The 12165-nt window shown below is 50.9% G+C and carries 8 protein-coding genes and 2 pseudogenes; 6 read left to right on the top strand and 4 right to left on the bottom strand.

Translation table 11 applies throughout. The features are described from left to right. Positions 1 to 77 precede the first annotated feature (77 nt). Together O9H32_RS17930 and O9H32_RS17925 are read right to left on the bottom strand one after the other, a co-directional pair. Complete coding sequence (locus O9H32_RS17930) at positions 78 to 1682, bottom strand: response regulator (protein WP_269867494.1); 1605 nt, start codon at positions 1680 to 1682, stop codon at positions 78 to 80. 31 nt (positions 1683 to 1713) lie between these two features. Beyond that, positions 1714 to 3429, bottom strand: a complete 1716-nt coding sequence (locus tag O9H32_RS17925) for a cache domain-containing sensor histidine kinase (RefSeq protein WP_269867493.1) — start codon at positions 3427 to 3429, stop codon at positions 1714 to 1716. Between the two features lie 141 nt (positions 3430 to 3570). Between O9H32_RS17925 and O9H32_RS17920 the strand changes: the two genes are divergently transcribed. Next, positions 3571 to 5154 carry an extracellular solute-binding protein gene (locus O9H32_RS17920; RefSeq protein ID WP_269867492.1) on the top strand — a complete coding sequence of 528 codons (1584 nt, stop codon included), beginning with the start codon at positions 3571 to 3573 and terminating at the stop codon, positions 5152 to 5154. 169 nt (positions 5155 to 5323) lie between these two features. Here the strand turns inward: O9H32_RS17920 and bglS are convergent, their stop codons facing one another. Together bglS and O9H32_RS17910 are read right to left on the bottom strand one after the other, a co-directional pair. Then, positions 5324 to 6037 (bottom strand): beta-glucanase, encoded by a 714-nt coding sequence (bglS, locus tag O9H32_RS17915; protein WP_269867491.1) that lies wholly within the window; start codon positions 6035 to 6037, stop codon positions 5324 to 5326. A 232-nt stretch (positions 6038 to 6269) separates the two neighbouring features. Then, positions 6270 to 7133, bottom strand: coding sequence for a helix-turn-helix domain-containing protein (locus tag O9H32_RS17910; protein ID WP_269867490.1), 864 nt, complete (start codon positions 7131 to 7133; stop codon positions 6270 to 6272). Between the two features lie 184 nt (positions 7134 to 7317). Between O9H32_RS17910 and O9H32_RS17905 the strand changes: the two genes are divergently transcribed. The 5 genes and pseudogenes from O9H32_RS17905 to O9H32_RS17885 form a co-directional block, all read left to right on the top strand. Next, entirely contained in the window at positions 7318 to 9012 is a 1695-nt protein-coding gene (locus tag O9H32_RS17905; RefSeq protein ID WP_269867489.1) for an ABC transporter substrate-binding protein, read from the top strand. Positions 9013 to 9053: 41 nt separating this feature from the next. Continuing rightward, positions 9054 to 10571 carry a glycoside hydrolase family 43 protein gene (locus O9H32_RS17900; RefSeq protein ID WP_269867488.1) on the top strand — a complete coding sequence of 506 codons (1518 nt, stop codon included), beginning with the start codon at positions 9054 to 9056 and terminating at the stop codon, positions 10569 to 10571. Between the two features lie 329 nt (positions 10572 to 10900). After that, positions 10901 to 11230 carry a YciI family protein gene (locus O9H32_RS17895; RefSeq protein WP_269867487.1) on the top strand — a complete coding sequence of 110 codons (330 nt, stop codon included), beginning with the start codon at positions 10901 to 10903 and terminating at the stop codon, positions 11228 to 11230. A gap of 271 nt (positions 11231 to 11501) precedes the next feature. After that, positions 11502 to 11751, top strand: a pseudogene (locus O9H32_RS17890) (MFS transporter); the annotation flags it as partial. A gap of 62 nt (positions 11752 to 11813) precedes the next feature. Further along, positions 11814 to 12083, top strand: a pseudogene (locus O9H32_RS17885) (cupin domain-containing protein); the annotation flags it as partial. Between the last annotated feature and the right edge of the window lie 82 nt (positions 12084 to 12165).

Below are 12165 nucleotides of genomic sequence, written 5' to 3'. Positions count from 1 at the left end.
CCGACATGTAATTGAAAGCATTAGAATATGCTAAAAGCCCTCCGGGTTTCGGGGGGCTTTTAGCATATGATCGACTATTAGAATTGGTCCCGGTATTCCTGGGGGGTGACCCCGTATCGTTCCTTGAACACCTTGATAAAGTAATGTGCATTGGAATACCCGAGCCTTGATGAGATTTCATAGATTTTATCACTGCAGCTCTTGAGGAGATAAGCGGCTTTGTCCATCTTGGCATTGTAGATCAGCTCACTGATGCTTTGTCCGGTTTCCGTTTTATACACCTTGGACAAATAAGCGGGGTGGAGGGAGACTTGGGCGGCGATCGTCTGCAATGTTACGGTAGACAGATGGGCTTCCACAAACTGATGAATGGTTTGAACGAGGGCGCTTTTGGAATGCTTGACCTCGAACTCCAGTTCTCTACGGATCCCGCTCACCATGCGGAACGTCCACTCTTCTACGAGCTGGATGGATCTGAGATGCTCCGGAGGAAGAGGCGCTTCTGCCATATCGGAGAGCAGCCGGCCATTCTTATGGGCAATATAATAAAAAGCGGACGACAGCACGGTGTAGGTTTCCATGAGATGCTCCTGCGAATCATTCCACTCGCTGCGGATCTCGCCGAATATCGAGCTCAGCTTCTCTTCGAAAGCATCCCAGCGTCCTGACTCGTACAGATGGATCAAGGTAGGCGGTTCGTACAACGATCGAATCGTTTGGACCGATAGGGGCTCCGGGTCGCCCGATAGGGAGAGGAAGTATCCTTTGTCATTCCCGATTCTCTTGCGCAGCGCCGATAAGGAGTCCTGGTAAATCGCCTGAACGTCTTCTGGGAATTGGCCCCACTTGCCCGTCACGACCGAGATGCCTCCCCGGAGGTAAATATTGACATTTCGCTGAAGCTGGCTGGCCAAAGTCTCCAAGGCATGGTCCGAGATATCGGGCGAATCGAAGGAAGCTTCCTTGTGACTTACGATATAAACAAGCATCTCATGGATGTCCTTGCAGGACCACAATTGGAACTGCTCCGAGAACGTTTCCCGTGCAATGTTGTCAATGGCATACTCAAACAGCAGTAAGCTGTCCGTATCATGTTTGAGAAAAAATTCCTCCAACCGAATCAACATGACGCTGATCCGGGCCCCTGGGAAGAAAGGAATCCGGTATTTCTCCAGCTGATCCGGTAAAGAGGGGGATAGGGCGCTCCTGCCTTGAAGGAGCTCATTCAGCAGCTTGTCCTTCAGAAGAGGCAGATGTTCCTCGAACGTGCGGATCGCCTGATCGTAAGAAGCCAAGGCTTTCCACTGCTCCCGAATTTGATCCGCCGCATTCCGGATTGCGGCCATAAAATCGGCGTCGCTGATCGGCTTCAGCAAATATTCGCTTACCTCGTGGGATAACGCTTTACGTGCATAGTCGAACTCCGCATAGCCGGATAGCAGAATACATTTGGTCTGCTTGTATTGAAGGCGAATCGTCTCAGCCAGCTCGATGCCGGACATCCCCGGCATGGAAATATCGGTGACCACGATATCGATGGCGGAGTGCTCCATGATTTGTAATGCTTCCGCTCCCGAGGAGGCCGTGAATACCTCTTCCACCTGCAGCTCGTTCCATGGTATCGTTGCAGCCAAATCTTCCACAACGTAGGATTCATCATCCACCAGCAATAGGGTAAGCATATATGTTCCTCCAAAGTTTTATTAGTCAGTGTTAATCCTGAATTTGAATGTTCAGTATGAATCGGATGCCGCCTGCGGCCGACTCGCTCACCTGCAGTCCGGAGCCTTGGCCAAAGTGCAGCAGGGTTCGCTGGTGTACATTCCACAATCCGTAGCCCGATGACTTCGGTGCCGGGGCCAGCAGACTGTCGCGAAGCAGCTGCAGCTGCTGGGGCTCCATCCCCACTCCGTCATCCTCTATTCGAATGGTCAGCCATCTTCCGGACAGCTCCGCGCAGATACGGATCAACCCGCTGCCCACTTTGGGTTCGATGCCATGGATGATGCTATTTTCTACTAGCGGCTGAATTAGCAGCTTCGGGATTTGGAGCTCCAGTAGAGGGTCCGGAATTTCTATCACATGATGGATCCGCTGCTTTCGCAGGTTTTGAATGTTCAGATAATGGATGACCAGCTTCAACTCCTGGCCTAACGTGGTCTGGGACGTATCCACACGGGTCAAGTAACGATAGTATTCGCCCAAGCTGAGGGCCATCGACTTAATCGATTCGGTATCGCCGACCGAGGCTTTGCTTTTGATAAAGAACAGGCAGTTGTATAGGAAATGGGGATTGATTTGGGATTGAAGCTGCTTCATCACGGCATCCTGGGAACGGATTTGCTCCAAGTATACACGCTCAATGAGCTCCTGGATCCGATCGGCCATCTCATTGAAGCCCGTATACAACAACCGGAATTCATAGGTCCGGATAGGCCTTACGCGAGCCGTCAGGTCCCCTTGCTTGAACTTGTTCATTACCCTGATGAACAGGGATATGGGTCTTTGGATATTCCGGTACAGCATAGCGGACAGCACGATCCCCAAGATCAGGAGCATCACCGTAGACGCGATAAAGAAATTGCGGCCTTCCTTGATCGGGGCGAGCACCCGTTCAAGCGGAACATAGTCGACCAAATACCACCCGAGTGATTTCGACTGGACATAGTTGACGAAGTACTGCTGACCATGAATCAGGATCAGTTGCGAACCGTTGGAGGAAAGGGATTGCTCCTTTAACTTGGATGCGACTTCGTTCGTGAATTCCGCTTGAGAGGTTTGATTGACGATCGTCCCGTTCTGCTGGTGAAACAAGAACGGGTCTCCTCCCGCACGTTTGAACTGATCGAGCATCTTGCGAATGTTCTCATCCTGAAACCGAGTCTCAATCACGAGATTCGGATGTTGGACGGGGGTCTTGCCACGCTGGGGGGCCGCAATCAGAAAAACAAATTCGCCCTGCTCCGGCTGCCCATGTTTGGAATAAGTCCATGATCCGGGATTCTGTCCCATGACCTGCCTGTAATCGCTGTCAAGTGAAGGCGCGGTGGAGATGGTTTCACTCGTTAACGGGAAATGCAGCCGCATTTGATTGGACCACGAACTGCTGGCGCTCTGCAGGGTTAATTTCTCCAGAATGGTGATTCTCAGTTTATTGGCGTCGAGCAAATGATCCAAATGACTGATGTTGCGATAATCCTGAATCGACGGATCGCGCTCAAGGGTGTAGGCGCTGATAGCCAGCTGGTCGATTTGGTTCTCCATTTGACTCAGGAAGAATTCCAGCTGGTTTACGTTGCTTCGCTGAATTTCCTCGCGGACTACGCTAACATTGATCAAGTATGTATGCCGATATAGCAAGAAGATGACGAGGAATATCATAAATACGGCGAATATCATTTTGGTCGATAGGTTCGGCTGAATTTTCAATCTGGACACCCTCTTTATATTCCAATACACTTATTTTACTATAGATTGAAGAACAAGAGTAACAATGCAGGAATTCTGTGATGGATTCTTATCTTAGTTGAAGGCAGTGGATACGAAATGAAACGCTTTGTATTACTTGGTATGACCGCACTGTTCCTTCTCACCAGCTGCAGCAAGGAAGGGGAGAAGGAGTCGGAGTCGATGCAGAGCTCTTCGGATACGGCCGGAGGTCAGATCGTCAGATTCGACTCCCAAAAAGACAAATATGATCCTCCGGCAGTGATGACCGTCGCTGCAGCGGTGAATCCGGAGATGGCGTTCAAGAATGGCGAGACGCTCGAGAACAATGTGCACACCCGCTGGGCGAAGGAGCGGCTTGGTATCGATATCCGTTACTTGTGGACCATTCCCAATCAGAATCATTCTTTCGATACCAAACTAAGATTGGAGCTTGCTGCCGGACGGCCTTTGCCCGATGTGCTTCCCGTTAGAGGTGAGGTTGTGCACGAGTTGATCGACTCCGGTCAGTTCATGGAGGTGGGGGAGCTCTTCGAGCGATACGCTTCGGAGTCTTGGAAGAAAGCGATGGATACCGATCCATCGGTATGGTATCCCTATATGAGAAACGGCAAGAAGTATGCGATACCCATCCTGGACTATGAGTATTCCTCCGATCCTGTGCTGTGGATCCGCGAGGACTGGCTGAAGCGGTTGAACCTCAAGGCGCCGGAAACCATGGATGAGCTGACTGAGGTGATGAAGGCGTTCTCAACCGGGGATCCGGATGGCAATCGGCTGAAGGATACGTATGGGCTGGCGGTCGGCTTCAAGAACGGGATGAACAGCTGGATGGCCGATGCCAACTGGATCTTCGGAGGGTTCGGCAGTGTTCCAGGACAGTGGAATGCCGGAGAGGGAGGCGGACTGGAATACGGCTCGGTAGATCCGGGAGCCGAGACGGCTCTGGCCCTATTGCAAAAGTGGATGAAGGAGGGGTATATCTCCAGAGAAGCCGAATGGTTCGATGAGCTGCGTGCCGCCGAGCAATTCGCCTCGGGGAAGGCTGGGATCGTTGCCGGACCGATCTGGATGAAATATTGGCCGCTCGGTGATATGTTGAGCAGGAACAAGGATGCGGTGATCGTCGCATATAAGATACCCTCCGGCCCGGACGGTAAGGTTGCACGCAGAGGCAGCCTGCTTAACAACGGATCCGTGCTGATCAACAAGGATATGAAGCATCCGGAGCTGTTCTTTACGTATCAGAATTATTTGTTCGATCACTATGCACAGCAATCCGGTGAATTCAAATACGGATTGGCCGAAGGCTATGATTGGGCGAGGACACCGGAGGGGCAAGAGTCGTCGAAACCGAGCGATATCTCTGGCGGGTATGTACGGGTGGCGGCATACACATTGACATTTGACGGGGCGAGAATTCCGGAAGCATGGAACAGGAACGTTGGACCTGAAGATGTACCTGTTCATAAGGTGCTGCTGAGCCAGGCTAACGCCTCGAAGCAAGACATGTTTCGGGGGGCCCCGACCGAAACGATGAGACTGAAAGGGGAGCTGCTCCATAAGTTGGAGAAGGAAACCTTTATTCAAATCATTTATTCGCGGCTCCCGGCTGCCGCGTTCCGTGAATTTGCGAAATCATGGAGAGAACTCGGAGGCGAACAGATCACCGAGGAAGTGAACCAGTGGTATGACGAGGTGAAGTAAAGGCAAGCAGAAGGGGTGCGATGAATGAGATCATCGGCACCCCTTCTGGAGCATGCCTAGCACAGGGCACAGACTTCATCTATAAGATGAAAATCAGCACCGGATATTGCAAGCGCTTACCAATAAGCGGGTAGCTGCATGATGGATGTTTTTTCTGGGGCAGAGTGTATTAATTGCTTGTATACTTTACCCAATCGTAGTAAGCAGAGAGAGGAGTTTTTCCGTTATAACTCCCGAGCCAGGAGTCCACGCCCGTGCCATTCCAAATGTTCATCATGATCTTGCCCGGTGTCTTTGGAATGTTAGAGGTAGCTGTGTGCTTCAGCACGCCATCTACATACCACTTAATTGAGCCTGCCTGCCAATCGAACGCGTACGTATGAAAGCCTTGTGAAGCATCGAAGCCGAGGTCAACGACCTTCTCATGACCGCCGACACCATTGGTATAGTAATTAAACTGTACTTTGGTGGTGTCCTTGCCAAGGAATTCGATGTCGATCTCATCCCACTGGGTACCGTCGCTCGGGCCGGTATAGGTGAAGAAAGAGGAGACAATACCCACATTCTTGGCAGGCTTCATGTTGACTTCGTATTTGCCGTAGCCGTATTTGTTCGTGGAACGGTACTCGCCACAATCGAACTTGTTGTAGGATGGACTTGTGATCTTGAGTTCCAATTGTCCGCCGCTGGTGAAATTGGCGTTATTCGCTCTCCAAGTACAATTAAACATAGAACCGTTGGAGTAGTTGTCTGCCTTCTGCCAAGTGCTGGAATTGTGATAAGTGAGCGGCTCCCAGAACGACCATGCTGCTGAAGCGGATGTAACCAGACAAAGCGATAAAATCAATCCGACCAGTGCAACCATCCATTTCTTCTTTTTCATCAACCTACCTCCTGAGTATAGAGATTGTGTTACCTCTCTATGCTATCAGGGACATCAAATGTAAGCGATACCAATTACTTAAGATGAATAACAAGATGATAACCTGCATCGCTGTGTGGAACAATGAACATACATTCATATAGCAAGGAAATGAATAAAGGGTTGACTATTACTTTACATCTACAACGAATTCCCGCTCCAGTGCCATGAGATCGAGCCGAATCATGCGCAGCTAGCGTATTTTCCGGAACGCCTTAGGGGACATGCCGTAAGCCTTGGTAAACTGACGTGTGAAGTAGTTGCTGTCGTTGAATCCGCTTTGATAAGAGATCTCGGAGACAGGGAGGTTTGAGGTCTTAAGCAGCATACATGCATGTTCCAAACGGAGCTGCTGGAGGTAAGCACAGGGTGTCGTCTCGTAATAGGATTGAAAAATCCGGTTCAAATGTCGGACGGAAATATTGGACTGGGCTGCGATCTGCTCACGCGAGATCCGCTCCAGATAGTGATCTTCCATAAAGGAAATGGAATTCGCTAAATGCATCAGATTGCCTTGAATCCCTTGCTGTTCCTGATTCTCATACTGCCTCGACAGGTAGACGACAAGCTCCATAAACCTGGATCGGAGCATGGTCTGATAGCCCTGGAGCTTGTTCGTAAACTCGTCGATCATGAAGGATACGAGGGACGAAACATATTCCAGACTAGATATCGATAACCTCAGTTTGCTCTCGAAATGTTGAATGTTGCGGTAAAACGGTTCCAAAACAAATAGAGCCTGATAGCCATTGGACATTCTGAGGTCAGGGCCGGCTGATCTTAGAAATTCATCATGATACATAATGTTGCAGATTCGGAAATCATGAGGATCCTTGTATGCATGAGAGGTTGAACCGTCAATGACAAAAACGTCCCCCTTCTTGATGTAAGACTCTTCGGTGTTCACAATATGCGTAGCGTTCCCTTGCAATACAACGACGAGTTCGGAGAACCCGACATGATGATGCAAAAACATGTCTTCCTCATGCCCGCCGTACTGAATAAAAAACTGGAAATGCGTGTCGTTTGTGAACCAATTCAAGTGTACGCTTTCCACACAGAGCCCTCCCAACAGAGTTAATGATATTGTCCTAATCATGCTATTTTAAGACTCTAAAATCAAGGTTTGAGCCTGAAGGCTTGCACTATAATGTTAGATGAAAGCGATGAGCAGACCGCGCTACCCTTGGCGGTTGGCCAATGGAACGAATAAATGGGGGATGGTAATGGGGAAAAGGGCAATGCCGCAGCGAATCCTGGCATTGACGCTTGCGATTGGCATGCTGGCGGGCTGCAGCGGCAACAACGACACTACGGCGACCAAGCCGGAAGGCAGCACGGAAACCGCGGATAAGACGAAAGGAAACGATACGTCACCGGTCTCCTTCTCCTTCTTCAGTGCGGATCCCAATCCGAACTGGCAGAAGATGCAGGATGAAGCCGGCAAAGAAATCACGAGGCAGACGGGCGTCACGCTGGATGCTGAATTCGCGGTCGGCGACCCGGCACAGAAGATCGCGTTGATCGCGACGAGCGGTGATTATCCAGACCTTATCAGTCCGAAAGGGGAACTGAACAAACTGGTTGAGGCGGGGGCGATGCTCGATTTAACCGATCTGATCGACAAGCATGCTCCGAATCTCAAAAAGTTATTCGGCAGCCAGATGAAGCGGCTTCGCCACAGTAACGAGGACCCGTCGATCTATGTAATTCCGACATACTCAGCCGTAGACGGGAAGACCTTAGTCGCCGGCGGCGGATTCGAACTGCAGCATCGCGCCGTGAAGGAAGCGGGCTACCCTCCGATCAAGACGCTCCAGGATTACGAGAATGTCATAAAGTCTTATCTCGAGAAGCACCCGACCGATGAAGCGGGGAACAAGAACATCGGGCTTACCCTGAATACGGATGATTGGCGGATGTACATCTCCGTCACGAACCCGGCTGCCGAAACGACCGGCAAATCGGGAGATGGCGAATACTACATCGACCCGGCAACTTACCAAGCGACCTATCACTACCGCACGGAAGGCGAGAAAGAGTATTTCAAGTGGCTTAACCATATGCACAACACCGGTTTGCTCGATAGAGAAAGCTTTGTTCAGAAGTATGACCAGTATCAGGCCAAGATCGCTTCGGGACGGGTCATCGGGTTGATTGATGCTGATTGGAATTATGCAGACGCCGAGAAATCGCTCAAAACGGCAGGGAAGCTTGACCGGACATACGGGCACTACCCCGTGATGCTGTCTGACAAGTACAAGGACAACCGGCTCCAATCGACCGGCTTTATGGCAGGTTGGGGAGTCGGTATTACCGTGGATTGCAAGGATCCGGTCCGCGCCATCCAATTCCTGGACTTCCTGGCGTCCGAGCAAGCACAGATCCTCAACAATTGGGGCATCGAGGGCAAGCATTACAAGGTGGTGGACGGTAAACGCGTCGTCCCGGAGGACATCCAGCAGCGCATTGTTAACGACAACACGGCATTCAGCAAGGAATCCGGTATCGGCTTCTATACCAACCTGGGCGCCCACTACGGTGACGGCGTTAAGGATTCCACCGGCAATTACTATACTAAAAATTTCTTGGAACAAATTCTGGAGAGGTATACCGATACCGACAAAGAGACGTTGAAGGCATACGGCGCGACAACCTGGATGGATCTGTTCGCGAAAGAGGACGAATTCCCGGTTAAACCTTGGGGAGCGGCCTGGAATATCGCCGTTCCGGGCGATGATGAAGTTACCATTCTGGGGAACAAAATGAAGGACATCACGCGGAAGAGAATTCCGCAGGCGATTATGTCAAGCCCCGAAGCGTTCGATAAGATCTGGGACGAATATCAGCAAGAACTGATCAAAGTCGGCGTGGAGAAAATGGAAAAGGGCTTTACGAAATATGTGCAAGACCACGTAAAACTGTGGAATGAGTAGCAAACGCGGTAGTTGTTAGACAAAAGAAGGAGAGTTTCCATATGAATTATCGCAATCCGGTTATCAGCGGCTTTCATCCGGACCCCAGCGTCTGCAGAGTCGGAGAAGACTATTATTTGGTCACCAGCTCCTTCGAATATTTTCCCGGCGTTCCGCTGTTTCACAGCAAGGACCTGGTGAACTGGGAACAGCTTGGACATGTCTTGACGCGAACGGAACAATTGGATCTGCGTAAGGCTTGGAGTTCGGGAGGCATTTTTGCGCCGACGATCCGTTATCACGATGGGATGTTCTATATGACCACCACGAATGTCTCGAACGGCGGGAACTTTTATGTATATACGGAGAATCCGCGGGGCGACTGGTCTGACCCCGTCTATGTGGATCAGCCGGGCATCGACCCCGATCTCTTCGTAGACGAGGACGGCACAGTCTACTACACGACTTCCCACGACGCCTCGGGTCAAGGCGCTTATCAAAGCCGGATCGATCTAAGGTCAGGGAAAAGGCTGTCAGATATTACCCTCCTATGGAAGGGAACAGGCGGCCAATACCCCGAGGGCCCGCATCTCTATCGGGTTGGCGAATGGTACTATCTTATGCTGTCGGAAGGGGGCACGGAATATGGGCACATGGTCACGGTGGCCAGAGGCAGGAGACCCGACGGTCCGTTCGAGAGCTGTCCGCATAATCCGATCCTGTCTCATAGAAGCCTGCTGGAGCCGATTCATGCGACGGGGCATGCCGATTTGGTTCAGATGCCGGACGGCAGCTGGTGGGCTGTATTCCTTGGCATTCGGCCCGCAGGCTATCCCATGCACCATCATCTCGGCAGGGAAACGTTCCTGGCGCCGGTTACATGGACAGAGGACGGCTGGCCGGTCATCGGAGACAACGGAACCGTATCCGAGACTATGTCGGCGGGCAGCCTTCCATTGCACCAGATACAAGCTGCCTCCGCTAGAGACGACTTCGACGCCGGGACTCTTGCTCCGTGCTGGAACTTCCTGCGTTCGCCGGACACGGAGAATTGGTCACTCTCCGCTCAGAGAAGCTGCCTAACGCTGTTCGGATCGCCGGATACGCTGAATGAGATGGGCATTGTCGCGTTTGTCGGGAGAAGGCAGCAGCATTTTGACTGCCGCACTGCCGCACACTTGACGTTTGTACCTCAGCACGACGGTGAAGAAGCGGGGATTACCGTGTTTATGAATGAACGGTTCCATTACGAGCTGGCGGTGACGCGAGCTGCGGGCAAGCGTAAACTCATTCTCCGCAGAAGGCTGGGCACGTTGTGGAAGGTCGAATACGAAGTTCCATGGTCAGCCGATTCGGTTGTTCTGACGGTTAGCTCGGACAAAGCGCACTATTACTTCGGGTATGCCAGCGGCGGGGGAGAAGAGCCGGTTCAGGTCGGTCTGGGGGAATGCGGGCTGCTGTCCACCGAGGTGGCAGGAGGATTTACGGGGGTCTTTATTGCCATGTACGCGACAGGAAACGGTCAACGCTCCCTATCGCCCGCACACTTTGACTGGTTTGAGTACAAGGCCGCCGAGTAGATCAGGGGGCTGGCACAAACCAAATCTCGATCGATGGCGATACCGCGATCTCATTTGTGATTCAAAAATGGATGCAGCAAGCACCGTTAAACTTGGACGGTGCTTGTTTTTATCTGTAGTTTACAGCGGGGAACCCGGGATTCGAGCAGCTTATGGAGCAAATCCAGCTTGACCGAGAAATGCATAGAGCATCTCCATATCTGGAAAACTAAAACAGTCATTACTGTTGCGAACAAAGCTCATTTTCTTGAACGGGTACAATAGATAGAGAGATACTACAGCGTCATGACATCAAATCCAAATTCAGGTTAATGGAGGGGTCTTCGGCAATGTCCGCTAACAACGCAAGGGGCAGCAATCCAGGAAAAACGCACTTCCTGTTATGGTCAACGCCCCCTAGAACAACTTTTCATGGGGACATGTCCGCAGAAGAGCGAGACGTGATGTACCAGCACATCGCCTATTGGACGGATAAGCAGAATAAGGGGATTGCCCTTATTTTTGGACCGATTCTAAAACCGAACGATCCTCACGGACTCGCCATCGTTGAGGTAGAGACTGCAGACCAAGTCCCGCAGCTCATGGCCGAAGACCCTGCCGTCATCGCGGGATTGATGACTATGGAATTCTACCCCATGATGGCAACCTTACCCAAATAACATTCTTCGCTCTGAACGCAGATGAACATGGGGGCCGATGTACAGGGGATGAACTGAATAGCTCTCGGGATCCAAGTCCCACAGACAGAATCGTTCGATCCCCGGCTCCCGTTATTAACGAAAGCGCTGTCAACAAAGGTGATTAATTAAATAATTACTGTTCATTCGAAAATATCGGAACTATGCGCAAACCAAGGCAGAACGCGGTTTTGTAGCGATTGCATTCGGAGTTAACGCTTGGATGTGTGGCAGGGTCACGAGGGGGCTGCAGGATGTGGTCGCAGGAAAACTGCTTACCAAGAGTGCCATCCGATCTGTTGCAGCTTTTCCTTTTGTATTGGGAGCTGTTTACATCATGTTGTTCTTCTTTTGGAAAGTTTAGCCTTCCGATGGCCATCATTATTTTAATCTGGGGGATATTGGCGGGTATTGGAGGTAATATCAATCAATATTTAATGATGTCCGCAGCTCCGGAAGCACCTGATTTCGCCAATGGCTTGTTTTTAACATCCCAAAATATGGCCTTACCGCTTGAGAGCCAAAAGCAAGTGGAAGAAGAAAATCGTTTCGAAAAGGTCCGAGAAATGTCACATTTGCTCCCGGAGCCCGCAATAACTGGCACTCACACCATGCGGGACAAGTGTTATTAGTAACTGGCGGTGAGGGATGGTACCAAGAAGAGGGAAAACCAGCCCAGTTACTCAAAACAGGTGATGTGGTAAATATCCCTCCCCATGTGAAACACTGGCATGGTGCAACGAGAGACAGTTGGTTTGTACACTTAGCTCTTACACCGGGGCAAACGGATTGGTTAGAACCCGTATCTGATGAAGCCTATTCCAACCTCAAGTAAATGCAAAATCGACGGAACGGCAGCCGAATATGATATGGATATGATGATAGGCGAATTGCGTAGAACACATCAAAAAGGCCGG

Source organism: Paenibacillus caseinilyticus (genome assembly GCF_027533645.1).
Taxonomy (GTDB): domain Bacteria; phylum Bacillota; class Bacilli; order Paenibacillales; family NBRC-103111; genus Paenibacillus_G; species Paenibacillus_G caseinilyticus.
Note: the sequence above shows the minus strand (reverse complement) of the source record. Positions and strands in the feature narration are given on the sequence as shown.

Bases quoted from the DNA above. Each gene is read 5' to 3' on its own strand.
- O9H32_RS17900 (WP_269867488.1), top strand. From the start codon at position 9,054: ATGAATTATCGCAATCCGGTTATCAGCGGCTTTCATCCGGACCCCAGC.
- O9H32_RS17895 (WP_269867487.1), top strand. From the start codon at position 10,901: ATGTCCGCTAACAACGCAAGGGGCAGCAATCCAGGAAAAACGCACTTC.
- O9H32_RS17930 (WP_269867494.1), bottom strand. From the start codon at position 1,682: ATGCTTACCCTATTGCTGGTGGATGATGAATCCTACGTTGTGGAAGAT.
- O9H32_RS17905 (WP_269867489.1), top strand. From the start codon at position 7,318: ATGCCGCAGCGAATCCTGGCATTGACGCTTGCGATTGGCATGCTGGCG.
- O9H32_RS17920 (WP_269867492.1), top strand. From the start codon at position 3,571: ATGACCGCACTGTTCCTTCTCACCAGCTGCAGCAAGGAAGGGGAGAAG.
- bglS (WP_269867491.1), bottom strand. From the start codon at position 6,037: ATGAAAAAGAAGAAATGGATGGTTGCACTGGTCGGATTGATTTTATCG.